Annotated in this window: 29 protein-coding genes, 1 tRNA gene and 2 pseudogenes; 17 read left to right on the top strand and 15 right to left on the bottom strand. The window is 55.7% G+C overall.

Features of this window, described 5'->3' with window-relative positions; translation table 11 throughout:
* The first annotated feature begins 28 nt into the window (after positions 1 to 28).
* Positions 29 to 475, top strand: a complete 447-nt coding sequence (locus tag AO356_RS09885; RefSeq protein ID WP_060739623.1) for a hypothetical protein — start codon at positions 29 to 31, stop codon at positions 473 to 475.
* 9 nt (positions 476 to 484) lie between these two features.
* Here the strand turns inward: AO356_RS09885 and AO356_RS09890 are convergent, their stop codons facing one another.
* Positions 485 to 934, bottom strand: a complete 450-nt coding sequence (locus AO356_RS09890) for a hypothetical protein (RefSeq protein WP_060739624.1) — start codon at positions 932 to 934, stop codon at positions 485 to 487.
* 182 nt (positions 935 to 1,116) lie between these two features.
* Between AO356_RS09890 and vapB the strand changes: the two genes are divergently transcribed.
* The 10 genes from vapB to AO356_RS09940 all read left to right on the top strand — a co-directional run bounded on the left by vapB (position 1,117) and on the right by AO356_RS09940 (position 8,258).
* Positions 1,117 to 1,347, top strand: a complete 231-nt coding sequence (vapB, locus tag AO356_RS09895; protein WP_060743091.1) for a type II toxin-antitoxin system VapB family antitoxin — start codon at positions 1,117 to 1,119, stop codon at positions 1,345 to 1,347.
* Positions 1,347 to 1,766, top strand: a complete 420-nt coding sequence (gene vapC / locus AO356_RS09900; protein ID WP_060739625.1) for a type II toxin-antitoxin system tRNA(fMet)-specific endonuclease VapC — start codon at positions 1,347 to 1,349, stop codon at positions 1,764 to 1,766. Before vapB ends, vapC begins: the two co-directional genes overlap by 1 nt.
* A gap of 168 nt (positions 1,767 to 1,934) precedes the next feature.
* A complete protein-coding gene (locus AO356_RS09905; RefSeq protein WP_060739626.1) occupies positions 1,935 to 2,435 on the top strand; it encodes a hypothetical protein in 501 nt (166 codons plus the stop codon).
* 300 nt (positions 2,436 to 2,735) lie between these two features.
* Positions 2,736 to 3,509 carry an ABC transporter ATP-binding protein gene (locus AO356_RS09910; protein ID WP_014336086.1) on the top strand — a complete coding sequence of 258 codons (774 nt, stop codon included), beginning with the start codon at positions 2,736 to 2,738 and terminating at the stop codon, positions 3,507 to 3,509.
* Positions 3,510 to 3,522: 13 nt separating this feature from the next.
* Positions 3,523 to 4,278: an ABC transporter substrate-binding protein gene (locus AO356_RS09915; protein WP_060739627.1), complete on the top strand. Its 756-nt coding sequence runs from the start codon at positions 3,523 to 3,525 to the stop codon at positions 4,276 to 4,278.
* 78 nt (positions 4,279 to 4,356) lie between these two features.
* Positions 4,357 to 5,052: an ABC transporter permease gene (locus AO356_RS09920; RefSeq protein WP_060739628.1), complete on the top strand. Its 696-nt coding sequence runs from the start codon at positions 4,357 to 4,359 to the stop codon at positions 5,050 to 5,052.
* Entirely contained in the window at positions 5,049 to 5,738 is a 690-nt protein-coding gene (locus AO356_RS09925) for an ABC transporter permease (protein WP_060739629.1), read from the top strand. Before AO356_RS09920 ends, AO356_RS09925 begins: the two co-directional genes overlap by 4 nt.
* Positions 5,719 to 6,951, top strand: a complete 1,233-nt coding sequence (locus AO356_RS09930; protein ID WP_060739630.1) for a methyltransferase — start codon at positions 5,719 to 5,721, stop codon at positions 6,949 to 6,951. The genes AO356_RS09925 and AO356_RS09930 overlap by 20 nt, the downstream gene beginning before the upstream one ends.
* Positions 6,952 to 7,282: 331 nt before the next feature.
* On the top strand, positions 7,283 to 8,107 hold the full coding sequence (locus tag AO356_RS09935) for an FkbM family methyltransferase (protein ID WP_060739631.1): 825 nt from the start codon (positions 7,283 to 7,285) through the stop codon (positions 8,105 to 8,107).
* Between the two features lie 75 nt (positions 8,108 to 8,182).
* Positions 8,183 to 8,258: transfer RNA gene (locus AO356_RS09940), tRNA-Thr, on the top strand.
* A 157-nt stretch (positions 8,259 to 8,415) separates the two neighbouring features.
* Here the strand turns inward: AO356_RS09940 and AO356_RS09945 are convergent.
* On the bottom strand, positions 8,416 to 9,057 hold the full coding sequence (locus tag AO356_RS09945; protein WP_060739632.1) for a BRCT domain-containing protein: 642 nt from the start codon (positions 9,055 to 9,057) through the stop codon (positions 8,416 to 8,418).
* Positions 9,058 to 9,196: 139 nt separating this feature from the next.
* Between AO356_RS09945 and AO356_RS33020 the strand changes: the two are divergent.
* Positions 9,197 to 9,448 (top strand): annotated as a pseudogene (locus AO356_RS33020) (integrase); the annotation flags it as partial.
* Entirely contained in the window at positions 9,445 to 9,720 is a 276-nt protein-coding gene (locus AO356_RS30790; protein WP_081015339.1) for a hypothetical protein, read from the top strand. The pseudogene AO356_RS33020 and the gene AO356_RS30790, both read left to right, overlap by 4 nt.
* A gap of 281 nt (positions 9,721 to 10,001) precedes the next feature.
* Here AO356_RS30790 and AO356_RS30795 read toward each other — a convergent pair whose 3' ends face one another.
* The 6 genes from AO356_RS30795 to AO356_RS09970 form a co-directional block, all read right to left on the bottom strand.
* The gene (locus AO356_RS30795; RefSeq protein WP_081015340.1) at positions 10,002 to 10,502 is read right to left on the bottom strand and encodes a histidine phosphatase family protein; all 501 of its coding nucleotides are present in this window, start codon (positions 10,500 to 10,502) and stop codon (positions 10,002 to 10,004) included.
* A gap of 18 nt (positions 10,503 to 10,520) precedes the next feature.
* A complete protein-coding gene (locus AO356_RS09950; RefSeq protein WP_060739633.1) occupies positions 10,521 to 11,516 on the bottom strand; it encodes a nucleotidyltransferase domain-containing protein in 996 nt (331 codons plus the stop codon).
* Positions 11,506 to 12,477 (bottom strand): HD domain-containing protein, encoded by a 972-nt coding sequence (locus tag AO356_RS30800; RefSeq protein WP_160320214.1) that lies wholly within the window; start codon positions 12,475 to 12,477, stop codon positions 11,506 to 11,508. The genes AO356_RS09950 and AO356_RS30800 overlap by 11 nt, the downstream gene beginning before the upstream one ends.
* Positions 12,478 to 13,404: 927 nt before the next feature.
* Positions 13,405 to 13,878, bottom strand: coding sequence for a MaoC family dehydratase (locus AO356_RS09960; RefSeq protein WP_060739635.1), 474 nt, complete (start codon positions 13,876 to 13,878; stop codon positions 13,405 to 13,407).
* Positions 13,879 to 13,908: 30 nt separating this feature from the next.
* Complete coding sequence (gene panB, locus AO356_RS09965) at positions 13,909 to 14,751, bottom strand: 3-methyl-2-oxobutanoate hydroxymethyltransferase (protein WP_060739636.1); 843 nt, start codon at positions 14,749 to 14,751, stop codon at positions 13,909 to 13,911.
* 25 nt (positions 14,752 to 14,776) lie between these two features.
* On the bottom strand, positions 14,777 to 15,394 hold the full coding sequence (locus AO356_RS09970) for a LysE family translocator (RefSeq protein ID WP_060743092.1): 618 nt from the start codon (positions 15,392 to 15,394) through the stop codon (positions 14,777 to 14,779).
* Positions 15,395 to 15,575: 181 nt separating this feature from the next.
* Here AO356_RS09970 and AO356_RS09975 point away from each other — a divergent pair, with 181 nt between their 5' ends.
* On the top strand, positions 15,576 to 16,028 hold the full coding sequence (locus AO356_RS09975) for an Lrp/AsnC family transcriptional regulator (protein ID WP_060739637.1): 453 nt from the start codon (positions 15,576 to 15,578) through the stop codon (positions 16,026 to 16,028).
* Positions 16,029 to 16,305: 277 nt separating this feature from the next.
* Here the strand turns inward: AO356_RS09975 and AO356_RS09980 are convergent.
* Positions 16,306 to 16,583 (bottom strand): annotated as a pseudogene (locus AO356_RS09980) (type II toxin-antitoxin system RelE family toxin).
* Between the two features lie 37 nt (positions 16,584 to 16,620).
* Positions 16,621 to 17,622 carry an alpha/beta fold hydrolase gene (locus tag AO356_RS09985; protein ID WP_237140810.1) on the bottom strand — a complete coding sequence of 334 codons (1,002 nt, stop codon included), beginning with the start codon at positions 17,620 to 17,622 and terminating at the stop codon, positions 16,621 to 16,623.
* 578 nt (positions 17,623 to 18,200) lie between these two features.
* On the opposite strand from AO356_RS09985, the gene AO356_RS09990 reads away from it, so the two are divergent.
* Entirely contained in the window at positions 18,201 to 18,479 is a 279-nt protein-coding gene (locus tag AO356_RS09990) for a DUF3077 domain-containing protein (RefSeq protein ID WP_060739638.1), read from the top strand.
* A 336-nt stretch (positions 18,480 to 18,815) separates the two neighbouring features.
* A complete protein-coding gene (locus tag AO356_RS09995; RefSeq protein WP_060739639.1) occupies positions 18,816 to 20,423 on the top strand; it encodes a methyl-accepting chemotaxis protein in 1,608 nt (535 codons plus the stop codon).
* Positions 20,424 to 20,477: 54 nt separating this feature from the next.
* Here AO356_RS09995 and AO356_RS10000 read toward each other — a convergent pair whose 3' ends face one another.
* Both AO356_RS10000 and AO356_RS10005 read right to left on the bottom strand, forming a co-directional pair.
* Positions 20,478 to 21,155, bottom strand: coding sequence for an RES family NAD+ phosphorylase (locus AO356_RS10000; protein ID WP_060739640.1), 678 nt, complete (start codon positions 21,153 to 21,155; stop codon positions 20,478 to 20,480).
* On the bottom strand, positions 21,155 to 21,565 hold the full coding sequence (locus AO356_RS10005; protein WP_060739641.1) for an MbcA/ParS/Xre antitoxin family protein: 411 nt from the start codon (positions 21,563 to 21,565) through the stop codon (positions 21,155 to 21,157). Before AO356_RS10005 ends, AO356_RS10000 begins: the two co-directional genes overlap by 1 nt.
* Before the next feature lie 344 nt (positions 21,566 to 21,909).
* Between AO356_RS10005 and AO356_RS10010 the strand changes: the two genes are divergently transcribed.
* The gene (locus AO356_RS10010; RefSeq protein ID WP_060739642.1) at positions 21,910 to 22,836 is read left to right on the top strand and encodes a LysR family transcriptional regulator; all 927 of its coding nucleotides are present in this window, start codon (positions 21,910 to 21,912) and stop codon (positions 22,834 to 22,836) included.
* Here AO356_RS10010 and AO356_RS10015 read toward each other — a convergent pair.
* From AO356_RS10015 to AO356_RS10025, 3 genes are read right to left on the bottom strand one after another with little or no spacing between them, the layout of a single operon-like run.
* Complete coding sequence (locus tag AO356_RS10015; protein ID WP_060739643.1) at positions 22,753 to 23,070, bottom strand: AzlD domain-containing protein; 318 nt, start codon at positions 23,068 to 23,070, stop codon at positions 22,753 to 22,755. The two genes, AO356_RS10010 and AO356_RS10015, sit on opposite strands and share 84 nt — an antisense overlap.
* A complete protein-coding gene (locus tag AO356_RS10020; RefSeq protein WP_053117411.1) occupies positions 23,049 to 23,762 on the bottom strand; it encodes an AzlC family ABC transporter permease in 714 nt (237 codons plus the stop codon). Before AO356_RS10020 ends, AO356_RS10015 begins: the two co-directional genes overlap by 22 nt.
* Positions 23,759 to 24,196: a GNAT family N-acetyltransferase gene (locus AO356_RS10025; RefSeq protein WP_170842317.1), complete on the bottom strand. Its 438-nt coding sequence runs from the start codon at positions 24,194 to 24,196 to the stop codon at positions 23,759 to 23,761. Before AO356_RS10025 ends, AO356_RS10020 begins: the two co-directional genes overlap by 4 nt.
* Positions 24,197 to 24,200: the final 4 nt, after the last annotated feature.

Here is a 24,200-nt window from a genome sequence, read left to right on the forward strand (position 1 = left end):
CCCCTAACGAATTGGAAACCGAAGCCCAATGGCCTCACTGAACAAACAGCAAAAACGCGCCAAGCGCGCCAAAGACAAAGCCAAGCAAATCCGCATGACCGGGCGCAAATCGATCCCGATGTATGGCGATCCGGCCCACGCCACCGCCCAGCCACCGGTCTACGTGCTGGAACTGTTCGCCAAGCTGCGCGAAGCCGAGGCCGTCAGCCGCAGTGAAATGCTCGATACGCTGCTTACGTCCCTGAGCGTGATGATCATCGAACGCCCAGGCCTGCTCGACCTGAAGAACGCTGAAAACGAAGGCATGGCGGCGACCAACCTGGCCGCCGACATGCTGGTGGACTACCGCATGTGGGTCGATGACATGGACCGCGAGACCGCCCAGCGCTGGCTCAGCACACCGGAGTTCATCAAGGACTTCAGCGAAGCGCTGGACCGTTATCGCCAGACCCAGGAAGAACCCACCAGCGAATAAGCCGCTCGGCTATTCATCACCGTTCCAATGAAACACCAGGTTGCGCGCGGCACCGTTGCCTACCTCAGCAGTGTCGCGTCGCGCCTCCCCGTTGCGCGTCGCCACCACGTTGTACTTGCCCGGCGGCAATTGCACATAAACCAGCGGCCCCGCATCGCTGAGCGTCAACAATGTTTGTCCCGACGCGCTCTGCACGGTCACGTCCACATCCGGGACGTATTTGTTTTCCGGGCCGATTGCGAACGTCATGTGCAGGTTGTAGCCATGGGCCTGCCCGATGGCCCGGGCTTCGTCTTCGCCGATACCGCCGGACAGATAGGTAATGCCGTTCTGTTGCTGTGGCTGGACCTGCACGCCGGCACTGTCTACCGGGGCCAGGTTCGTGGCGTTGAGCATGATGGGGAACAACAGCGCGCCGAACAGAAGGAAGGGCAGCAAAAAGTAATGGTTATGCTTCATGGCGAGGACTCCAGATACTGGAAACAGCTCATAAGTTCTCTTTTGATTTTGATTATGCGGCAAGGTTTAGATCTATTGGCGATGAATGGAATAAGAAACCATTCATCGCAGCGCCGTATATCCCATTGACATATCCCTGCATGATTCTATGCTTCAGTTTGAATTTCCTAGAGGGACTGCACATGGAACAAACCACCCTTTTCATGAGCAATCGCAGCCAGGCCGTCCGGCTACCCAAAGCAGTTGCGATGCCAAACGATGTAAAGCGTGTAGACGTGATTGCCATAGGAAGAGCACGCGTCATCACACCAGCCGGCGAAGCGTGGGATAGCTGGTTCGATGGAGACTCCGTAACAGCAGATTTTATGGCAGAGCGTGAACAGCCTGCCGATCAGGAGCGCGAGCCCTTCTAATGATCAAGTTCATGCTAGATACCAACATTTGTATATTTACTATCAAGAACAAACCGCAGGCAGTCAGAGAAGCTTTCAACCTTCATCACGGCCAGCTTTCTATTAGCGCCGTGACGCTGATGGAGCTTATTTATGGCGCGGAAAAATCCTCTGCCCCTGAGAAAAATCTTGCGGTCATAGAAGGGTTCTGTGCCCGGCTTGAAGTTTTACCTTTTGATTATGAAGGCGCAGCGCATACCGGAATGATCCGAGCCGAGTTGGCAAAAATTGGCAAGCCGATCGGTCCCTACGACCAAATGATCGCAGGCCATGCCCGTTCTCGCGGGCTGATCGTAGTGACTAACAATCGAAGGGAATTTGAAAGAGTCCCGGGCCTGCGCATCGAGGACTGGACCACAGCGACGACGCCAGGGTTATAACTTCGGGGTTTGAAGTTAAAAAACCGCTCCATCGAGGCTCCTGTGGAAGTAGCTCGCGATGAGGCCGTCCCCCCTCATCTTTGTTGGCTTCTCTACCGCCATCGCGAGCAAGCTCGCTCCCACAGATTTCACGACTACTTTTTTCAACAAAATGACGGAACCACACCCATGGCCTCCGCGAACAAACAACAAAAACGCGCCAAGCGTGCAAAAACGAAAGCCAAGCAACTACGCGTCAGTCGTACAAAGCCTGCTGCCGTCGCGTTTGATCTTCCCGAGTACGAAGATCCGTACTTCCTGGATGCCCTGCAGGACGAATTCGCAGAGCGCCCAAGAGACTTCTTGTCGCTATTCTATGAGATGCAAGACGCCGAAGAAGAGTCGGGGCGTATTGATATGATGGTCAGGATGCTCGGATTAATCCTTGTGATGACGAATGAACAGCCCGAGCTTCTGAATCGTGAAAATGCCGAAAACGAAGCCACGGCAGCCCAAAATCTGGTCGAAAATACCCTGATTGCTTATAGAAGGTGGGCTGACGATATCGATCAGGAAGCAGCGGAGCGTTGGCTTCACAGCCCTGAAGTACAGGCGGATTTCGAAATTGCACGAGCCAGCTTCAAAGAGGTTCTCAAAATACTGTGGGATCTCGAGGATGCTCCCGAGTAACCCAACAAACTTTTGATCGCGACACGCTCATCCGGTTATCCCTTCCAACCCCCGCCCAAAGCTGGCACCATCGCGCCTTTTTTCACGCGACTCCCCGGGCTTTTCACCGGTAGACAGGGTTCAAACGGCCGTTCGGTTGTTGATGGCGCGACAGACTGCTGTGCCGATGCGACAACCTGCCACACATCCCCGGTTTACCAGCCGAAGCGCTGTTGGCTGTCATTCGGACGCATGCTAGCTTGGCCGCCTCGCCAAGGAAGGCAGCCAACAGCAAGGGAGCACACACCATGAGGACCGCACATGGCCCAGGCCACGCCCGCGCTTGAAATCCGCAACCTGCACAAACGCTACGGACAGCTGGAGGTGCTCAAGGGCGTCTCGCTGACCGCCCGCGACGGCGATGTGATCTCGATCCTCGGATCCTCCGGGTCCGGCAAGTCCACGTTTCTGCGCTGCATCAACCTGCTGGAGAACCCCAACCAGGGCCAGATCCTGGTGGCCGGCGAAGAGCTCAAGCTCAAGGCCGCGAAAAACGGTGAACTGGTGGCCGCCGACGGCAAACAGATCAACCGCCTGCGCAGCGAGATCGGTTTTGTGTTTCAGAACTTTAACCTTTGGCCGCACATGAGCGTGCTCGATAACATCATCGAAGCCCCGCGCCGGGTGCTCGGCCAGAGCAAGGCCGAAGCCGTCGAAGTAGCCGAAGCACTGCTGGCCAAGGTCGGCATCGCCGACAAGCGCCACGCCTACCCGGCCGAACTGTCGGGCGGCCAGCAGCAACGCGCCGCCATCGCCCGCACCCTGGCAATGCAGCCCAAGGTGATTCTGTTCGACGAACCCACCTCCGCTCTTGACCCGGAAATGGTCCAGGAAGTACTTAGTGTGATCCGCGCCCTGGCCGAAGAAGGACGCACCATGCTGCTGGTCACCCATGAAATGGGCTTCGCCCGTCAGGTTTCCAGCGAAGTCGTGTTCCTTCATCAAGGCCTGGTCGAGGAGCAAGGATCGCCACAGCAGGTCTTCGAAAACCCGCTTTCGGCGCGCTGCAAACAATTCATGTCCAGCAACCGCTAACGGAGCAGTACAGATGCAGACCTACAAGAAATTCCTCCTGGCAGCAGCCGTCAGCCTGGTCTTCTCGGCCAACGCCATGGCGGCCGATAAACTGAAGATGGGCATCGAAGCGGCCTATCCACCGTTCAACAACAAGGACGCCAGCGGCCAGGTCGTGGGGTTCGATAAAGACATCGGCGACGCCCTGTGCGCCAAGATGAAAGTCGAGTGCGAAGTCGTCACCTCCGATTGGGACGGCATCATCCCGGCCCTGAACGCCAAGAAATTCGACTTCCTGATTTCCTCGCTGTCGATCACCGAGGAACGCAAGCAGGCGGTGGACTTCACCGACCCGTACTACTCCAACAAACTGCAGTTCATCGCGCCGAAAAGCGCCGAGTTCAAGACCGATAAGGACTCGCTCAAAGGCAAGGTCATCGGCGCACAACGGGCGACCCTGGCCGGCACCTGGCTGGAAGACGAACTGGGTAGCGACATCACCACCAAGCTCTACGACACGCAGGAAAACGCTTATCTGGACCTGACCTCTGGCCGCGTCGATGCGATCCTGGCGGACAAATACGTCAACTATGACTGGCTGAAAACCGAGGCCGGCCGCGCCTACGAATTCAAGGGCGACCCGGTGGTGGAAAGCGACAAGATCGGCATCGCCGTGCGCAAGGGCGACAACGAATTGCGCAACAAACTGAACGCCGCACTCAAGGAAATTGTCGCCGACGGCACCTACAAGAAAATCAACGACAAGTACTTTCCGTTCAACATCTATTGATGCTGACGTACCCGGCCGACGCTGCCACACCGCAGCGCCGGCCCTTAGCAAAGCCTGCCGCGATATGAACACACACCCATGATGATCGATCTCCACGGATTCGGCCCGGCGCTCGCCGCTGGCGCACTGATGACCGTCAAACTGGCACTCTCGGCCCTGTGCCTGGGGCTGGTGCTCGGCCTGCTCGGCGCCTTGGCCAAGACCTCGCCGTACAAGCCATTGCAATGGCTTGGCGGCACTTACTCGACACTGGTTCGTGGCATTCCGGAATTGCTCTGGGTGCTGTTGATCTACTTCGGTACCGTCAACCTGATGCGTGCGCTGGGCGAGTACCTGGGCATGCCTGACCTTGCCCTCAACGCCTTCGCCGCCGGTGTCATTGCCCTGGGCCTGTGCTTTGGCGCCTACGCCACGGAAGTGTTTCGCGGCGCGATCCTGGCAATTCCCAAGGGCCACCGTGAGGCCGGCGTCGCCCTGGGCCTGTCGAAGTGGCGGATCTTCACCCGACTGATCATGCCGCAGATGTGGCGCATCGCCCTGCCGGGCCTGGGTAACCTGTTCATGATCCTGATGAAGGACACCGCGCTGGTCTCGGTGATCGGCCTGGAAGAAATCATGCGCCACGCACAGATTGGCGTGACCGTGTCCAAGCAACCGTTCACCTTCTATATGGTCGCAGCGCTCATGTACCTGGGGCTGACGGTGCTCGCCATGCTCGGCATGCACCTGCTGGAACGACGCGCCGCCCGTGGATTTGCCAGGAGTACCCAATGAACTGGGACGTCATCATCAAGTGGCTGCCGAAGCTGGCCCAAGGCGCGACACTGACCCTGGAGCTGGTGGCCATCGCCGTGATCGCCGGGCTGCTGCTGGCGATTCCGCTGGGCATCGCCCGCTCTTCGCGCCTGTGGCAGGTGCGGGCATTGCCCTACGCCTACATCTTCTTTTTCCGTGGCACGCCGCTGTTGGTCCAGCTGTTTTTGGTCTACTACGGCCTGGCGCAGTTCGACGCCGTGCGCAGCAGCGCGCTGTGGCCGTACCTGCGGGACCCGTTCTGGTGCGCCACGGTCACCATGACCTTGCACACCGCCGCCTACATCGCCGAGATCCTGCGCGGCGCGATCCAGGCCATCCCAAAGGGCGAGATCGAAGCCGCACGGGCCCTGGGCATGTCTCGGCCCAAGGCATTGTTCTACATCATGCTGCCCCGCGCGGCGCGCATCGGCCTGCCGGCCTACAGCAACGAAGTGATCCTGATGCTCAAGGCCAGTGCCCTGGCGAGCACCGTGACCCTGCTGGAACTCACCGGCATGGCCCGCACCATCATTGCCCGGACCTACCTGCCAGTGGAAATCTTCTTCGCCGCCGGCATGTTCTACCTGCTGATGTCCTTCCTGTTGGTGCAAGGCTTCAAGCAGCTGGAGCGCTGGTTGCGCGTCGATGCCTGCCAAGGGCGCTGACAGCGGCGTGCTGACGGGCGAGGCATTGCTCGCCCGCTTCACGGCGCTGGACGTTTTTCTCACAGCGCACCAGGCGCTGTGGAAACCACGTCCGTTCACCCACCTGCAGCTCCCTTGGGAAACGTCCCACCCGGAATTGTCCCGATGGCTACGTCAGCGTTCACTGGAAGCGGCGGAAAATGATCATCATCAGCCATGGTTGATGGAGGACGCACCCGCACCGTTTCCGGAATTGGCCGCTATCTCCCGCACATTGAGCGCTGTCGCAGAATTGCCCGCCAGCACACTCGAAGCGCCAAGCCATCGCCTGAACGTCGACGTGCCCGGGCGCAAATGGCAACAAATCGAAGCCTTCGCCAGCCGACTGCACTTCACCACCCAACCGACCCACTGGCTCGATTGGTGTGCCGGCAAAGGTCACCTCGGTCGACGTCTGCTGCACGGTGAACAGCAACTGACTTGCCTGGAATACGACCCCGCACTGGTCGCCAGCGGCCAACAACTGAGCCAGCGCCATCACCTGCCCGCCACGCACCTGCAACAAGACGTGCTAGCGGCGAACGCCGCCCAGGCGCTCCACCCCGAACACACCCCCGTAGCCCTGCACGCCTGTGGCGACCTGCATGTGCGCTTGATGCAGCTGGCCAGCGCCGTTGGCTGTGCACAACTGGCTATCGCACCGTGCTGTTACAACCGCATCAACACCGAGCGCTATCAAGCGCTGTCCGACGCCGCCAAGGGCTCTGCCCTACAGCTGTCGCTCGACGATCTCAGCCTGCCGCTGACCGAAACCGTCACCGCTGGCGCACGCGTCAGAAGACAACGGGACCACTCCATGGCCTGGCGCCTGGGCTTCGACTTGCTGCAACGACAAATCAGAGGGTGCAACGAGTACTTGCCCACACCGTCACTCCCCAGCGCATGGCTGGAAAAATCCTTCGCCCAGTACTGCACCGATCTGGCAGCCTTGAAAGCCTTATCCACAGTCGGCACGCCTGATTGGGTCGCCCTGGAAGCAGCAGGCCATCAGCGCCTGGCCGAGGTGCGCAACCTGGAGTTGCTGAGAGGTCTTTTTCGACGGCCGCTGGAGCTTTGGCTGGTACTGGACCGGGCGCTTTTCCTCACGCAAAAAGGCTACGACGTTCGCCTCGGCACCTTCTGCGAAACCCCACTGACGCCGCGCAATCTGCTGTTGCTGGCAGAGCGTTACTGAGGCGAAACAGCCTGTGGATAACTCTGTTGATGAAATAAACCCGGATCCAAGAAATCCGAGATTTCCTGACCGTATCAGCATTGGTCATTTTTTGTTCATATGGATAAAAAACCATGAAAACAGGCATTTGCGACGAAACGCGAAAGCGGTCACAAAATCGCAAGATGCCCTGCGTCTCATCCAGCCCGTTGTGCATAAGCGTCTAAGCAAAACGACATAACCGCCGAATTCAGTGCTGCCCCGCGCCAATAATTGCGTCCGCCGCGCCCGTGCTATACAACAGCCCCACGTATCGTGATTGACACAATGCCGACACACTCAAGGACTGGCCGTGACGTTCATTTCCTACGCACAAAACTTCGAAGACATACGCCTGTGGCGCGCCCTTCAATCGGTGGAAAACGGCTTTTACCTCGACGTTGGCGCCAACCATCCGACAGATGATTCAGTCACCCGAGCGTTTTACGACCGCGGCTGGCGTGGCATCAACATCGAACCCGTGCCGGCCTACTACGACGCCCTCTGTCAGCAACGCCCCCACGACACCAACCTGCAATGCGTGGCCGGCGAAAACGCCGAAAGCCTGACCTTCTACACCATCGCTGACACGGGCCTGTCCACGGTAGAAGCCAGCGTCGCCCAACAGCATCGCGACGCCGGCATGGACGTGCGCAACCAGACCGTCCAATCCCGCACCCTGGCCTCCATCTGCGAACAATACGCCCAGGACCGCCCCATCCACTTCCTGAAAATCGACGTCGAAGGCCACGAAGAAACCGTGCTGCGCGGCATGGACTTCAGCCGCTGGCGCCCCTGGATCATCCTCATCGAAACCCCATGGGCCCGCAACCAGACCTGGGAGCACCTGGTCACCGACGCCGGCTACCAGTCCATCCTGTTCGACGGCATCAACACCTACTACCTCGCCGAAGAACACCTGGCCCTCAAACCCGCCTTCGACATCCCACCGTGCAACCTCGACGGCTTCCAGCTCTGCAAAGGCCACAAATTCAGCCACCCCATCGACGACACCGACCAACAACTCAACGCCGCCCTGCGCCGCGCCGAACAGGCCGAAGCCCAACTCCACGCCATCCAAAACAGCCGCACCTGGCGCGCCCTGAACAAACTGCGCAACCTGCTTCACCGCGCCTAAGCCGGACCTGCGCAAAAATAGTCAGAATTCAGGGGTTTACAGAACGCACCCAATCGCTATAATCGTCGCCCACACGCCGGTATAGCTCAGTTGGTAGAGCAACTGACTTGTAATCAGTAGGTCCCGGGTTCGACTCCTGGTGCCGGCACCATACAAAACGAAGCCCTCGCAGAAATGCGAGGGCTTTGTTGTTTCTGGGCGTTCACTTTTCCTCCACCCCCTGAAAAACCTGTGGGAGCGAGCTTGCTCGCGATGAGGCCATCAACCCCACCGACAATCTTTCTCCCAAAACAACGGCCAGGACCGGCTCAACCAAACAGCATCTTTTGCCAGTGATCCTCACCCACAATGGCAATCGAAGCCCCCGCCTCCCGCAGCTCCACTGCCTTCATGATCTTCGTTCCGTAGGTACTGTGGCGCCACTGCTCATTACCCACGCTGCCGACCACCAGGTAATGCACCTTCTTACTCACCCCACCACCAATCAAACCGCCACGCTCCTCGACCAATGCCTGGCAATCTTTGCGTGGCCCAAAGACCATGACGCCTGTAAATACAAACATTCGGCCATCCCACACCAAGTCAGGGGCTGGGGAATTGAAGGGAAGGTCCGTTGGAGCAATGGCAACAGCTTCGCCGACCTTCGATCTCTCAATGCCCACGCCAGAAAAGCTACGCAGGATGTTAAGCAGCTCAAGAGACTCGTCCGGGTCCAAAGCATCGTCCTGAAGCATGGACGCCAGACGCGAATACAACAGATTGATCACCGGGTCATTTAAATGGGCGAGGTTGTTTTCCAACCATTGCTTTAGGAAAACCGCTTCGTTGGTGTTCACGACACCATCCGCCGTAATCCCCGCGGCCAGTCCCACCAAGGCATCGGCGGCGCGTCGATCGATACGGGCGTGGTGGAAGAATTTGCTGTTTTTGAACTCGTTGTGTAGGTCCATTACGGGGTTCCTTAGGATGGGTATCGGTTCAGCGCTGAAGCATTACCGGTCGGGGAAATGTTGTGTTCAAACCTAGCACTCCTGCGCACAGCCCCCCATTTTTTGATCGAGGAAATACTAGGAAATAAATCCGTCCCCTTTTCCCCAAGAAATCATTCGCCCTGCGCGGGACATCCTGCATGCAAACAACCTCAAAGGATTCCATGAGCTACGAACGGCGTACGCATGTGAGCGTTATGAGCAAATCACCCAACACCGCACGCCTATCAACGGCGGCCAATGTTGCCAAGTAGATAGAAACCTTGATCGTGAGGCCCGAAGGCAAATCAGCTACGAGCTTGGGCACGGTCGGATCGACGTGGTCGCTGCCTATATTGGGGGGTGGACATGAGTAAGCCATTCGATATGGAGCTGTTCCTCGCCGGCGTGTTGACCGGGTCGCACGCAACTCGGCAACGCCATTTGCAGCAAGCGAGGGTTATCCAAGTTGAAATCGCAGAGCGCTGGCAGCGGGAGACCCCTTGGGCCTGGCAGAGAAAACATGTTGTTTGGTTTCTCGATCATCGCCTAAGCAAAAATAGCGACGCTACGCGCTATTACTACTTGCCAACTGCACGACTAATTTCGCTACGGCTGAAAAAGTCATGGACATTTAAATTTTAGCCGAATGTCAATTGCTTGACATTTAAGAGTAATGATACCGGCAACTAAATCTCACAAGGTAGTAGCCCAATCATCCAGTGAACTGACAAAGCATAAAAACTCTTCATTCACTCAAGTCTTAAGATACACCCCGCGACAGTAGATCAGCTTATGAAAGATATAAATATTTACAAACAGTATTTAACCCGAGGTTAGCTATTTGAACCACTGCCAGTAGCGAATACTGTCATTATCAGAAATCAATAGAACGCACTAACACTAAGGAGTTAACTCCATCAACTTTAAATATTCAACTGCACGACCTGACAGTTCATAATTTTCTCCAGCGATGGAGTGGTCGAATAGCCAAGTTTTTCTATGAGACAGCGAAATACGGCCGAGTGAGACACAATCAAGATGAGGCCTTTTTTGTCAATAGATGACATAGAATATTCAATACGCCTAGCAAACGCCCCTTCACTCTCAACACCAGCGTAAAGAGCTAAATTTTTTCTATTCAACTCATCTTTGACTGTTCCTTCTAGCTCCCCAAAACAGCGCTCCCTCAAACCAGGCAAAATTACAATCTCAGGTGATTTTTTTTGCTTCCCAGCTACAAATTTAGCAGTTTCGCATGCTCTAATCAAAGGACTGCTATAGATCTTATCTATAGGAATATCTGAAAGCTCCGCAGCCAAATTTTCAGCTTGAATACAACCTTCTTTATTAAGAGGGGAGTCAATGCTCCCCATCCATAAATTACTACTATTGTAATCCGTTTGACCATGTCGAACGTACAACATCACAGCTGGCACTCTGTATTAAAAAATTAAAGCATTATGAATCGGGTGAGGGCCACTCTCACCATCCGGATACTGTATTTTTAGCCATTTATCCAAGACCTTAGAGAATTCTTTGCTTTTTTCTCGCATCTGTAAGAATAATTTGGAATCCGTACGATTACCCTTTGTCACCGCCTCCAAGATCTCTCTGTTTTTGGGGCATCCAATTGTCGCTAAGAAATCTTGGTATATATTAAGAATCTCAGGAGTATGAGCATTATTTGTGCCTAAATCTTGAACCCGCTCAAGTACAGCTTTATCCAAAATATCTGCGATCAATTGATTTTTATTTGCCTGCTCAACAAAAGCTGTCTCGGCCACGGAGATCACACCACCGAAATATAGAAGCTTGCGAGAAAAACGAAGCTTAACGTTCCGAAGCCCCCACGACTTACTATTCTCAGAAACTTTAAATTCGAAATCAGTAGCAATCGTTCTATAATAACGAATTATATCATTGAGGAGAAAACGGGATATTTGCTTTTCCGGGTCTCCCGCCTTGATATACTTATTTAATAGATCTGTTCGGTACGATTTAAATCGCTCTTCCCCGTACAACCACTTACCTTCAAGCAAGAACAACATTCGCCGAGTCAGCAAAACGTTAAGATCTTTGTCCCCACCAAGATTCTGTAACATCTCACTAAAATTCACGACTGCTTCCGAGCCGAAAGTCCCAGTATCCCCGGCAGACTTTTTTATATAGTTATCGACCACACGCTGAATGGATTGCTTTTCCTCATACAAGCTATCTTCAGACTTATCAGAATCAAAGAATATGAACAGATCAAGATCTGACTCTTCCGACGCCTCACCTCGACCAAAGGAGCCAGTTGTAACTATAGTCAACCTATCTTTGAAGTCGCTTCCTGAAAGTGCCGAATCAAGATCCTTCCTCAAAGAATTAATCACATCTGCAGAGTGCTTATACGCTGCATCTATGGACTTAAATTCCGAAAACCGTTCAATACTCATTGATAATTCCATTTAACTTCATTGAGTGCTGCCTGTTATCAGGCTCGACTTTTATATCAAAATTTTTGATCTTCTTCTCTTTCTTGCACCCATAGCGAGTATTATCATCTCGATCAGGCAACACAAAATACTTTCTATGAACAAAGCTTACTTGAGCGTTTGAGAACCAACTTGGCGCAGATTTATTTTTCAAGATGTTGTTCAAGCGAGCGAATAAAGGCTTATGTGTCTGCTGCCAACTTTTCTCGCTTTTATACAGGTCGCCTTCACTCAAGCAAACTGACGACTCCAGAAAGAAAATCTCGCTCGTCTTGTCGGATACAAGGCCAATTTCATCATTAATCAAGCCTGAGTAAACCCGTTCTTTCATCATCCAGAAGTCGTCTAGAATTCTGTGATCTTTCGACGGAGTACTGATAAACGAAGCACGCGCAATAGCTAGCGTTGAATGAGCTGAAGAAAACCCAGTAAAATAAGTATGCGAACGAGTAATCCCGTCAATAGTATCTATATTTATAGGACTATAAAAAAGATCACCACCATCTTCACGGGAAGCTTTCATATTCAACAATGAATGAATAAAGCTCAAGTCGCAGTATTTTTTAAGGTTCAGGCTAAGATCTTTGCCAAGCTGTTGCTTGCCATCGATTATCTGCTCGCCCGCTTCGTGGTGCCCGTATCCTATTTTCTTTTTTATTAGTGGCTCAGCGCTATGTGAGAGTGGCGCGTGTCCTACATCGTGTAAAAGCGCTGCAATTATTAAATGTCTCTTTAATTCAGGTGCATAATTGCGCTTTTCTGCAACATAGGCAGCAAGTGCCGCCACATGCAAAGAGTGTTCAGCACGACTTCTATTTTTTTTCGAAATTTTTTCAGTGCCTGGATATGTGTAATCTAGCGCACCAAGAAAAGATATGTCGTACAGCCTTTTAAAAGCTTTGGATTGTAAAATAAGAGACATGACCTCATCATTTACTACTGAGTTAATCCAGTAGTAGATGGTATCAGGGTCGTCTGTGGCTGCCGGCCACATTGCGATACTGTCAAACAATTTATGTGTCATACTTCAACAGTCGAAGCAAGCGATGGACGGTAATCATAATTCACCTCGGAAAGAGACTCCTTTGAGTATATGTCATGATTTGTCATTAGCCTCTCAGCCCCGATGCTAGATTGAGCAGCCAACCCTTGCCTGCAAAGCTTACCAGCATCTACAAAGCCCTCTATCATCACACATATCCCCTGCTCATCCCCCTAAATTATCAGTTCTTCACGTACCGTCTGTCAAAAAAATACGCACCAAAGCCACGATGGAGAGCTCCTACCGTAAGCAGTCTAGGCTCTCCCGAACCGCCCCTAAGAATTTGAATAAAATCCATAAAAATTAATGAGTTGTATTGCTTATGCAGCTAAATGAGATGTTGTTTCTATAGATCGAAATGGCTGAAAGTGGCTGGCCTATTGGCAGGATTCAGCGTCACAAGGTCGTAGGAGACCGGCGCAATGCGATGCAACCAGCCCCACACCTACGTTTGGATGTCCGAATGGGCGGTGGTATCAGGATAGTTTTAGGGATAGCGCCACATACACAAATTATAAATTACCAATAAATATAGTTAGTTATGCTACCGTTCGACTCTTGGTGCCGCACCATACAAAACAAAGCCCTCGCAGAAATGCGAGGGCTTTGTTGTTTCTAGGTGCTCACTTTTCCTCCACCCCCTAAAAACCTGTAGGAGCGACTCACTCATCGCTTAGGAAAACCCTGGCCGTTCAACCACCAAACAAAGATCAGAAAACAGCCGTCGCCGTTAACCAGCAGCGATTGAGTGCCGGTATCGGGATCAATGAGAATCATCGTGCCGGGATGGATGTTTGACTCTCATCCTCACCGCGCACCGTTGGTAGGATCTCCCTCAGCAAGCATACGCTTCAAGCATTCACGCTCCTGGGCACCGGGTAGCACGCCCGTTGTTATCGCCTGCAGCACAGTGACGCCCTCTTCGTTGAGTACCCTGACCTCGGCTTTCGCATGACCGCGTTCATCGATGTCAACGATGAGCCAATGGCAGGTCATCTGTTCCTCTGGGTACACGGGACGCTTGAACTCCAAACTCATGCCGGTGGCCAACCAACCGATCTGCCCGCCGATCTCGGTAATCAGACTTGCCGTTAGCAGGCCATGAGCAATCGGTGCCTTGAACCGGCGCAACTGTGCGTAATGCGCATCGCAGTGGACCGGGTTGTAGTCCCGAGAGATCTGCGCGAATTGATGGATATCGTCTCGCGAAAAACAGCGGACAATGGTGAAGCGGTCTCCTACGTTGAGTCCTTCGGCGGCACGTTCTCTCGGGCTTTTCATAAAGGCTTCCTGGTAGCGGCGGGGCGCTCGTTAAAAAGTGTGCTCGGGACCAGGAAATGTCCCGGCTTCCACATCCAGTGCAAAATCTCTTGCCGCTGTTTGAAGTACGGAACGGAGGTCGGCGTACTGTTTGACGAATCGCGGCAGACGCCCCTGACGCAAACCGGCCATGTCCTGCCAAACCAGTACCTGAGCATCACATTGGTTTCCGGCACCGATCCCGACGGTAGGTATGGAAATAGCGTGGGTGATCGCGGCTCCAACTTCACCGGGTACCATCTCGATCAAAACCGCGAAGGCACCGGCGGCTTCCAATGCTTTGGCGCTGTCTATCAAGCGCTGTGCATCGTCACCTCGGCCCTGCACACGATAGCCGCCCAGTTGATGTTCCATCTGTGGTGTGAAGCCGATGTGCGCCATGACGGGGATGCCCGAGCGAGTGAGCTTTTCGATGTGTGGCAGCAACTCGATCCCGCCTTCCAGTTTGACGGCATGGGCACCGGCTTCCTTCATGAATCGAACGGCGGTATGCAGGCACTGTTCCGGTGAGGCCTGATAAGAGCCGAAAGGCAGGTCGGCAATCACCAGTGCCCGCTGTGTCGAGCGGTTGACTGCTCGCACCAGAGGGATAAGTTCGTCGACGGTGACCGAAAGCGTTGATTCGTTGCCGTAGACATTGTTAGAGGCGGAGTCGCCCACCAGCAGGACAGGTATGCCGGCATCCTCGAAGATGGCGGCGCTGTACATGTCATACGCCGTCAACATCGCCCACTTGCGACCTTCCACTTTCATCTGTTTGAGGTGCGGGATCCGGATTCGTGTCGCAGGTTTTGTCTGGGGGGAACGGTCGTAGGGTGAAGTTTGCTCGCTCATCGGGACGTCTCGCTGACAGGATGGGTTAGGCATGTAACTGCTCGATCAAAAGCACTAGCGCGATGATGATCATGATCACTCCGGACAAACGGCTGACCAGATGCGCAGCGGCAGGGCGTGCTCGAAGTACGACTTGTGAGCCAAATCCGACCAGCAGATAGATCACTCCACAGCTGATGGTGTGGATCAGCCCGAGTGCAATCATCTGCATGGGCACAGGCCACGGCGCGGTGGTGTCGGTGAATTGCGGCAGGAGCGCCAGAAACAGCAGAAACACTTTCGGATTCAGCCCGCTCACGCAAAGTCCCTTTAGCGCCCATCGCGCCCATGAGTCGGTCGTTTGGCTTGCATCGGCGTGCGGTGTGGAAGGGCGAGCAAGCATATTGGCCCCCAACCAAAGCAGGTAACCCGCGCCGGCCACCGTCAGCACGGACAATGCCAGCGGGTGATTGGCTATCAACGTGCCAACACCGGCCGCGACGATCATCGTGGCGATCAAGTGGCCGGATAACAGTCCACCCACGGCAGGAATAACAACGCGATGCTTCAAGCCTGCGGATATCGCGTAGGCCCAATCTGCACCCGGGGTGATGACGAACAGAATCGACACGGCCCAGAACGCGGCGAACACACTGAAGGTCATGGCGTCACCCACGCCGGTTGATACAACGTTGTTCTTGTCATCATCGCTTCCCATCAATCCAGGATCGCGCCTCTTTGGAAGGGCTCGGTCGTTTATGGCTGAAGGAAGAATAATGAAAGTCGGCTAGAATATTCTTTCAAAGATTGTCGTGACGACACTACGTATTGGAAGGTTTTACTGCGTGGACAGAATTGATCGAAATATTCTTGCCGAATTGCAAAAGGATGGTCGCCTTTCGGTCACTGAACTGGCTGAACGGGTCGGCCTGAGCCTTTCACCTTGTCATCGTCGAGTGCGAGCATTGGAAGAGTCCGGTGTATTGCTCGGCTATCGGGCGCAACTGGACCCCGCCGCGCTCGGCCTGAACTTTTCCGCCATGGTATTCGCCACCCTGCGAGAGGGCGACAGGCAAGCGGTAGAGGCGTTCGAAGCGGCGCTCATTGAGATCCCCCAGGTGGTTGATGCGCAAAGATTGTTTGGCGAGCCGGATTATTTGCTGCACGTCATCGCCCAGGACCTGCCGGCCTTTCAGCGACTGTATGACGAGAGCCTTTCAACATTGCCCAATGTTCAGCGGCTGACCTCGACGCTGGTGATGAAACGGGTTGTCCAGGATCGGCCGCTGCCGCTGTGAGCTTGCGTAGTCGCCGTGCAGTTGAAGGGCCGCTTTTAGCCGACTCTGTTGAAAAAGTCGCTCAGCCCAAACGGCCTGATCATTGACTGTTAAAACGCTTTTTGCACGCTGCTACATGAAACCCGAGTCTGGAAGCCTCTGCCAAAAGAAAAAACTCAATCTCGGATGCGTGCTTTTCTGATGCGCAAACCATGGCCGACTTTTTCAACAGAATCAGCCCTCTGCTGCCTGTCGCCACGGCAGCTTTTGGGTTTTTCACTTATACGTTGCGTACTCGCTAACTTAACCGCTCAGCCGCTTTGCGATAAACCGGCTCACGCTCGCGCTTATCGACGGCCACCACAAACACCATGACCTCCTGGTCAATCACTTGATAAACCAGCCGATAACCGCTGCTGCGCAGTTTAATCTTGTAGCAGTCGGGCAAGGCATCAGACGGTTGGCCTCAATACGCGGCTTGAGCAGAATCGTGGCTAGCTTCTTCTTGAGCTGCTGGCGCACGGTATCCCCCAATTTATGCCATTCCTTTAACGCCCGCGCATCGAATTCGAACACCCCAAAACTGAGTAACTCGCCAAGACCTATGCATTCCTTAATTTCGCAAGAAATCCAGGATCGCTTGACTGGTAGCCTCCGCTTTTTCCTCAAGCACCCAATGCCCAGTATTTTGCAAGATCAAGGAATGGGGTTGCGAGGTAATGTGCTGCACTTGCTCGGCCAACGTCTTGCCTCTTGAGTGATCCCCGCCAATGGTGAGCACCGGGAGGGTCAGTTTATTTTCAGCGAACGCTTGGTTGTCATTTGCGTCATGCTCTATCCAGGCCGAATAAAGCTTGAAAGCTGCGCCCATGCGCCCTGACCGGGAATAGTCGTTCAACAAGGCCTCACGCACCTCTTGCGTTACCTTGGGATTTCCTGGGTAAACGAACTCATCGAAAAACATGTCCAGGTAAATCTTTTCTTTACCCTTGATCATTTTTTCGGCGGTGCTTCCAAAGAAGCGAAAATGCCACTTGCTCGAGATACCGGTTGCGGGATTGCCATTAAAAGGAATCTCCCACCCTGGAATGCCCGGGATAAAGCCGTCCATCAAGACGATGCGTTTGGTTTCGTATGGATAAAGTGCGCCGTAGGCATAGGCGACAATCAAACCCATGTCGTGCCCCACAACATCAACCCGATTCATCTGCAGTTTTTTAATCAGCTCATGCAGATCCAGCGCCATGTTCTTCTTGTCATAACCACTGGCTGAAATATCCGTTTCTCCGGCGCCACGATAATCAGGAACGACAGGGGTGTAGCCAGCGCGCACCAAGCGCCCCATCACAGCCTCCCAGTTCCTCCAGCTTCCCGGAAAGCCATGGATCAGAAGCACCGGTCTTTCACCGTTACCGCTCACCAGATAGTGCATGCGAATGCCGTTCACATCCGCGTATTCACTTCTAAATACTTCACCATCAATGACCATGCCAGGCCCTTCCATCAATGGAATCGTTGCATGCGACTGAGCGGAAGAGGCTGGAAAAGCCAAGATGTCGGAAAGAATAAATTGCCTCATCCTGAAGACCACCTTGAGCCAGATGACTTCTTCCACACTGCGTCCAGACTGGACAAACCTAGCTTGGATGTATCCACAATAAATTCGCCACTGTCAGGACTGACAGTGGCGACGAGTGGATATCGACGATTTTCTGTAATCGCTTTGCCAGTGCCCCATGAAAAGAAGGTTTCAGACCACTGGACTCCAGCCAGTTAGAAGCTACCAGCCAGGTAAAATCTGGATACGCAATTTTGGATTCGCCAGCATCGCGCCACGATTGCCCCTCCTCCAATCGCTGACTACTCTTCAACAGTCGCTGCCAATTCAGCGACCGGGCCTGAGAACCCGAGTAAGATGCAGGCGCTACAGCGCCCGAACCACGTTTTGCGGCGTTTTTTTATGTCCGCATTCCGTGCAATGGCGGCTGTGCGTGGGAGACCTTCGGGTCTGCCGGGTTCCTGTATCTCCGGTTTCTCAGCCTGCGCACAGCTGCCACCCATTCGCCTGAGAACGAACGTGGCAGCTCTCATCTGATATGGGAGTTTATCGATGCATGCCATGGATCTGCTGCAGTCTCGCTTTATCGCTTTGCTAGTCATCGTCCGCCGCCAATTGGCAAATGGAGGTGCGCAATGACCCATCCCAAAGACCTCAAAACCCCAGGCCTAACCCCCTTCTGCTACCACTCCGACCGCCCTTTATTCCGCGTCAACAGCGGCATACCCATTGGCGAAGCCCTGTCCCACGCTTCCGATCTGCTCCACGTTGCCAAGGTCCTGGCCGAGGACGCGGCGATGATTCGCGGTACGGATCGGTATGCCTGGGCGTCGTGTTATTTGCAGGATATGAGCAAGGCCGTCATCGACGACGTGGTAAAGGTGCTGGAGGCGCCGGGGAGTAATCCTGCTTAAGGGCCGCAGGCCCAATGCTACCCGCTGGGTCGAGCAGCATTGGGTTTCTTCCGTATGACAGGAAAGGTTGAAGAAGGGCTGCTTCGCAGCCCAGCGGGAGCAAGCTCCCTCGCCACGGATTTGGGGGCAGAACACAATGACTGACTGCAATGAGTTTGTGGGATTTCTGAATGGGCTGTGTTCCCGCCACCCTGCCCCTGTCCAAACAGTTTGCAACGTATTCATCTAATCAAATCCCCCGCCGATAGCCTCGGATAAGCGCATGGAATACCGCAAGGCTCTGCTCGCGCTCGACTACACTTTTCCAGAATTCCCCCGCTCCAGGAGCAGTAAGCGATGAAGATCCGCACCAAGGTCATAGGCTCGGGGTTGGTCAGTCTTTCCTTTGCGCTGCTGCTCGGCGGGATCGGGCTGTGGGGCTATCACTCCATGACCGAGGCCCTGGTGCAGAACGAGACCAGCATTTCCGCCATGCGCAAGCACATGGAGGCGGACATGATGCACGACGCCATTCGTGCCGACGTGCTCGCCGCTCTGCTGGTCAAGCCGGGGGATGCCCAGGGGACGAAGGAGGTGCTGGAGGCGTTCGATGAGCATACGCAGCGCATGCGCAAGGTCATTGCCGAAAATGCCGAGGCGAAGTTGCCGGGGGATGTCGCCAAGGCGATTGTCGAGCTCAAGCCACAGGTGGAGACCTACATTGATAAAGCCAAGCAAATAATCAGCAAGGCACTGAGCGGTGCCCAGGATGGCCAGGCGTTGCGGGCGGAGTTCGACGGGGCGTTTTCGGCGTTGGAGGAGCGCAACGAGGCAGTGAGCGAACTGATCGAGAACCAGGCGCAGTCATCCCGCGAGCATCAGGACGGCAGCATTCAGAGCTCGGAGCGATGGCTGATCGCGACACTACTGGCCACTTGCGTGGCGCTGGCGCTGTTGTCGTGGAGCCTGCTCAAGGCGGTGCTTACACCGCTGAACAAGATCATCCTCAATACCCAGGCGATTTCCCAAGGGGATCTGCAGCGCTCCATGGGCACGCAAAGCAAGGATGAGCTGGGCCAGCTGCAAGGCGTGATCGAGCAGATGCAGACCAATCTGCGGCAGATGATCGCCACGATCCGCGGCCAGAGCGATGAGTTGCATGGCACGTCCCGGAACCTGGGCGATACGGCGCGGCAGATTGTCTCCAGTGCCGACCAGCAGGCCCAGAGCGCGACCAGCATGGCGGCGAGCATGGAGCAGATGATGGCGAACATCAGCCAGATCCATCAGCACGCCGACAGCGCCCGGACGATTTCGGCGCAGTCCGAACAATTGGCGAGCAGCGGCGGTCAGGTGATTCTCGGGGTGGTAGAAGGCATGAACCGGATCGCCGAGGTGGTCAACCAGTCTTCCAGCAAGATCACCGCGCTGGACGCCTCGTCCGAAGACATTCATTCCATCATCCAGGTGATCAAGAGCATCGCCGAACAGACCAATTTGCTGGCGCTCAACGCCGCCATCGAAGCCGCCCGCGCCGGCGAGGCGGGCCGTGGTTTTGCGGTGGTGGCCGACGAAGTGCGCAACCTGGCGGCGCGCACCACCCAGTCCACCCAGGAAATCACCGCGATGATCGAGCGCATCCAGTCCAGCGCACGGGATGCGGTGGCGAACATGCAGGCGTGTGTCAGCCGCGTGGACGAAGGCGTCAACCTGGCCCAGCAGGCCGGGGTGTCCATCAGCGAAATCCGCACCGGCGCCCGGCATGCGGCCGAAGTGGTGGAGGAAATTTCCCAGACCATTGCCGAGCAATCCAAAGCCAGTGATGAAATGGCCCAGCGGGTGGAGTCGATTGCCGAGCAGTCCCGCGAGAACACCCGTTCGATTCACAACCTGACGCAAACGGCGGATCAATTGAACGATGCGGCGGGATCGATGCAGGCTTCGGTGCAGCAGTTCAAGATTTGATCGGATACCCGTGGCGAGGGAGCTTGCTCCCGCTGGGCTGCCTGGCAGCCCTTTTCAAACCTCGCTCACCTCGAACACAAACGAAATCTCCCGCTTCTGGGCACTCCAGACGTACCGAATATGCTTGCCTTGCACCGGAATCGAAACCGCCGGCGGGCGAAACGCGGCCACGCATTCGTGGCCGGGCAGGCGGACGCTGTTGTACAGCAGCCCCCAGGACAAGGTTTCACGCAGTTGCCGGGCGAACACCTGGGATGGGCCGTAGGCCGTAGGGTCTGGGTTGTGGAGGTGAGGGTAGTCGTGGCGAATGTCGTGCAGGGGTTTGACGACCTTGTTGACGTAGGTGCGCATGGTCAACTCCAGGTCTGGCTCATTGGTCGCCCCGAGGAATCGCGCCTGGTGGTAGCAGGTCTCGGCGATGGCGGCTTCCTGGCTGCTGGCGGCGTAGTAGACACCGAAGGTGCCGTCGCTGAAGCGGCTGCTTTTGCCAATGTGGGTAAACGCCGCCATCACCGGCGAGGAGCCGGGCCCGGAAACACGGTCCTCGGGACGGACCCGGGACAGCACGCCGGCCTGTTCCATCAGCCGATCGTTGGTCAGCGCTTCCAGGGCGTAGGCCGTGGGCAGGTCTTCCGGGTCGAGTACGTCTTCAAACAGCGAAATCGGAGGGAAGCTGCTGTTGACGATCCGATAGGCCCGTTTCCATTGCGGGTCCGCCAGTGGTGGCATCATTAACCGCGCACTCCGTCGAGGTATCGCCGCACATCGGCGATATCCACCACCCGCCCGGTCAACATGTAGGACAGCGCCGACTGGCCGTTGAACGGTGCCGCGGTATTCGGGCTGCTGACCCACTGATAGGCACGGTCCCGGCTATTGCTGAAGATAATGCTCAGCGCCTTGTGGATACCCATGAGGTAGGAAATGCGCTCCAGCGTATCGCGAGGCAGCCTCACGTTCTCCGGCAACTGTTTGTATTTGTAGAAGGTCGTGTTGCCCACCTTGCCCAACAAGGTGCGCTGCTGCTCGACGCTGCAACCCCAGAGCGCCATGAGGTTGAAGAAAAACTTCAACGCGACTCGACCCGCATCCGGGGAGTCCAATTGTTGCTGCGCGTTGAGGGTGATGGAGGAAGTCGCCATGGCTTTGGCTCCTTTTTAGCGGGGTGGTGCTTAGAGGATAGTACACATATGGATTATTTTTAAGTTTTTATTCGCAAGTGGACTCCAGCGACACTCTATATGAACCCATTCGGCATGGCTTTCCAGGCCAACAAACGCAACCAGGTTCTCACTAATGGGTCTTGGCCAGCATCCACTGGGCAAAATCCGCAAATCCCGCATAAGCTCCAACCATCGCCTCCCGGCGCTTTTCGGCACAAAATCGCGACAAGCGTGGCAAGGTGCATGATGATAGCCGGCATGACCACTTGGCCGGCCCAGGTGCACAACAATAGCGAGCCCACTTAAGCAGAGGGCATTACCTCATGGATAGCAGAACCCTACGCAACCTCATGCGTATCGTGCAGACCGGCTCGTTGTCGGCAGCGGCCGAGCATTCGTGCCTCACGGTGCAGGCGTTGGCGGCGCAGTTGAACAAGGTCGAGGAACAGTTCGGTTTCCGGTTGTTCCGGCGCTCGAACAAGGGCCTGACGTTGACGAGCCAGGGCTCGGAACTGACCCCCTTCATGGATCAAGTGCTGATTGCCACCCGGCAATTGGAAGAAAAAGTCGCGGCACTCAAGACACCGCGACAGCGCACGCTCAAGGTGGCGCTCAATACCACCCTGCCGGCGGAGTTCAACCGACGGATGATCGATCGATTGATCGCCGTGTTCCCCCAGTATCAATTGGAGTTCAGCTACGCCGAGTCGATGGAGAACCTGAGCAAGCTCAGGAACGAAGATTTTGACCTGGCGATCCTGATTGGGCAGCAACAGAGCGGTTTTACCAGCATTGCCATGCCGGATGTGCAGGTGCGGGTGGTTGGCGCCCATTGTGGCGACGAAGACGACTCCCTTGGCCTGCTCGGGGACAAGTTTCAGGTGCGTCCGGCAGAAGAGTGTCCGTATTCCCGCAGCTTCCTGCGCTTTCTCGACGCAGGCCTGGGTGAATACGGGTCGAGCCAACGCATGGTGTATTCCTGCAGTGAGACGCTGACATTGTCGTTGATCACACAACTCGATGGCCTGGGGCTGGTGTCCCGGGAGGCGGCGCTGCGCAACGGCCTGGCGATTTTCCCGGACTTCGAGGATTTCCTCGAGGTCCGCCTGGCGGTGAATAATCCGGAGTTGTCTGGCCAGGCGCTGCACGATGTGGTGGACCTGACGCTACAGGAACGAACCGAGCGCGATGTACGCCGCCGTGCCCAGCGCCACACTGAGAAACAGGTTGCGGCTGAAATACGCACATAACAGCGTCGGAATCGCGGCATAAAACTCAGGGCGGTCGAGTTGTATCTGCTGGTCCTTGATCAATAACGGGGTCAGGCTGATGGCAGCGACGATCGCCACTGGCAGGTATTCCAGGGCACGGGCGACGAAGGGCGGCCAGTGGTCGGTATTGACCTGCAACGGCAGGGCACGTGGCAGGAAGGTCACGGCCATCATCAGGACCACGACCAGGATCAGGAACGTTTGGTCAGGCATACGCCCACCCCGCAGCCAACGAACGTGGCAATGAAGACATTGAACGGCGAGCTGCCCAGCAGGCTCAGCCCGCCCATGCAGACGACAGCGGCCAGGGCCGCGATCAGTTTGTTGCGGGTGTCGCACAACGAAACCAGCACATAGAGCATCATCGCGGTCAGCGCATAGTCGAGCTGGTATTTGATGAGGTGCGCCGCGTATTGCGCGCACACCGCGCCCAGCAAGCCACCGAGCACCCAGGACGTATGGCAGAACAGGTTGAAACCGACCAGGTAGCGCACGCTCACCGGCGCCCCGCTGCCGAGCTTGACGCTGTGGAAAGCGAATGACTCGTCCGTCAAACCTGCCGCGTAGCACCAGCGTTCGAAACGACTGAGACCCAGCGCACGCAGGGCCTTGGCCATGTAGACCGACATCAGCATGTGCCGGGCATTGATCAGGAACGTGGTGAGCACGATGGTGGTCAGTGACGCACCGCTGGAAATCAACGCCAGCGCCGCGAATTGCGAAGCACCCGCGTAGACGAACAGGCACATCGCCACCGGCAACCACAGGGGCAGCCCGGCGTTGACCGCCATCAGACCGAACACAAACGAAACCGTGAAATAACCCGCTACCACCGGACTGGCTTCAGCAAAGGTACGCGAGGCTTGTGGTTCGACCGCCAGCGGCTGGCTGGAAGTCTTGTTCATAAATCCCTCTCGAAGGTGATTTCACCCCGGGGCTCACAGAACCCCTGGGCGGCCCAGAAACGCTTGCCGGCCAGATTAGCATCGTCGACGAAAAGGAACATGCGCAGCACGCCTACCCGCTTCATGTCAGCCGATGCGGCCTCGACCAGGCGCTGGCCCAGGCCTTTGGTGCGATGCTGCGGGCTGACCGCCAAGTGATTGATCGTGCCACGGGTACCGAGCATGCCACCGATCACCGCGCCCACCACGTCACCGCTCGCATCGATGGCCAGGTATGCGGTGGTGGTGTCCTGCAACAACACACCGCGCAAGAATCGGGCGTCCTGCCATTCGCAGAACGACACTTCGTCGAAACCGCGAAAGAACCGCTCCAGTCGCTCGGCGTCCCGGACCATGGCCCGGCGCAACAGGACTTGCTGCACCGGGTCGTCCATGGGT

Origin of the sequence: Pseudomonas fluorescens, assembly GCF_001307275.1 — a bacterium.
GTDB classification, from domain to species: domain Bacteria; phylum Pseudomonadota; class Gammaproteobacteria; order Pseudomonadales; family Pseudomonadaceae; genus Aquipseudomonas; species Aquipseudomonas fluorescens_AA.

Excerpts from the sequence above, each read along its gene's own strand:
- AO356_RS09885 (WP_060739623.1), top strand. The coding sequence starts at position 29 with ATGGCCTCACTGAACAAACAGCAAAAACGCGCCAAGCGCGCCAAAGAC.
- AO356_RS09890 (WP_060739624.1), bottom strand. The coding sequence starts at position 934 with ATGAAGCATAACCATTACTTTTTGCTGCCCTTCCTTCTGTTCGGCGCG.
- vapB (WP_060743091.1), top strand. The coding sequence starts at position 1,117 with ATGGAACAAACCACCCTTTTCATGAGCAATCGCAGCCAGGCCGTCCGG.
- vapC (WP_060739625.1), top strand. The coding sequence starts at position 1,347 with ATGATCAAGTTCATGCTAGATACCAACATTTGTATATTTACTATCAAG.
- AO356_RS09905 (WP_060739626.1), top strand. The coding sequence starts at position 1,935 with ATGGCCTCCGCGAACAAACAACAAAAACGCGCCAAGCGTGCAAAAACG.
- AO356_RS09910 (WP_014336086.1), top strand. The coding sequence starts at position 2,736 with ATGGCCCAGGCCACGCCCGCGCTTGAAATCCGCAACCTGCACAAACGC.
- AO356_RS09915 (WP_060739627.1), top strand. The coding sequence starts at position 3,523 with ATGCAGACCTACAAGAAATTCCTCCTGGCAGCAGCCGTCAGCCTGGTC.
- AO356_RS09920 (WP_060739628.1), top strand. The coding sequence starts at position 4,357 with ATGATGATCGATCTCCACGGATTCGGCCCGGCGCTCGCCGCTGGCGCA.
- AO356_RS09925 (WP_060739629.1), top strand. The coding sequence starts at position 5,049 with ATGAACTGGGACGTCATCATCAAGTGGCTGCCGAAGCTGGCCCAAGGC.
- AO356_RS09930 (WP_060739630.1), top strand. The coding sequence starts at position 5,719 with ATGCCTGCCAAGGGCGCTGACAGCGGCGTGCTGACGGGCGAGGCATTG.
- AO356_RS09945 (WP_060739632.1), bottom strand. The coding sequence starts at position 9,057 with ATGGACCTACACAACGAGTTCAAAAACAGCAAATTCTTCCACCACGCC.
- AO356_RS30790 (WP_081015339.1), top strand. The coding sequence starts at position 9,445 with ATGAGTAAGCCATTCGATATGGAGCTGTTCCTCGCCGGCGTGTTGACC.
- AO356_RS30795 (WP_081015340.1), bottom strand. The coding sequence starts at position 10,502 with ATGTTGTACGTTCGACATGGTCAAACGGATTACAATAGTAGTAATTTA.
- AO356_RS09950 (WP_060739633.1), bottom strand. The coding sequence starts at position 11,516 with ATGAGTATTGAACGGTTTTCGGAATTTAAGTCCATAGATGCAGCGTAT.
- AO356_RS30800 (WP_160320214.1), bottom strand. The coding sequence starts at position 12,477 with ATGTCTCTTATTTTACAATCCAAAGCTTTTAAAAGGCTGTACGACATA.
- AO356_RS09960 (WP_060739635.1), bottom strand. The coding sequence starts at position 13,878 with ATGAAAAGCCCGAGAGAACGTGCCGCCGAAGGACTCAACGTAGGAGAC.
- panB (WP_060739636.1), bottom strand. The coding sequence starts at position 14,751 with ATGAGCGAGCAAACTTCACCCTACGACCGTTCCCCCCAGACAAAACCT.
- AO356_RS09970 (WP_060743092.1), bottom strand. The coding sequence starts at position 15,394 with ATGACCTTCAGTGTGTTCGCCGCGTTCTGGGCCGTGTCGATTCTGTTC.
- AO356_RS09990 (WP_060739638.1), top strand. The coding sequence starts at position 18,201 with ATGACCCATCCCAAAGACCTCAAAACCCCAGGCCTAACCCCCTTCTGC.
- AO356_RS09995 (WP_060739639.1), top strand. The coding sequence starts at position 18,816 with ATGAAGATCCGCACCAAGGTCATAGGCTCGGGGTTGGTCAGTCTTTCC.
- AO356_RS10000 (WP_060739640.1), bottom strand. The coding sequence starts at position 21,155 with ATGATGCCACCACTGGCGGACCCGCAATGGAAACGGGCCTATCGGATC.
- AO356_RS10005 (WP_060739641.1), bottom strand. The coding sequence starts at position 21,565 with ATGGCGACTTCCTCCATCACCCTCAACGCGCAGCAACAATTGGACTCC.
- AO356_RS10010 (WP_060739642.1), top strand. The coding sequence starts at position 21,910 with ATGGATAGCAGAACCCTACGCAACCTCATGCGTATCGTGCAGACCGGC.
- AO356_RS10015 (WP_060739643.1), bottom strand. The coding sequence starts at position 23,070 with ATGCCTGACCAAACGTTCCTGATCCTGGTCGTGGTCCTGATGATGGCC.
- AO356_RS10020 (WP_053117411.1), bottom strand. The coding sequence starts at position 23,762 with ATGAACAAGACTTCCAGCCAGCCGCTGGCGGTCGAACCACAAGCCTCG.
- AO356_RS10025 (WP_170842317.1), bottom strand. The coding sequence starts at position 24,196 with ATGGACGACCCGGTGCAGCAAGTCCTGTTGCGCCGGGCCATGGTCCGG.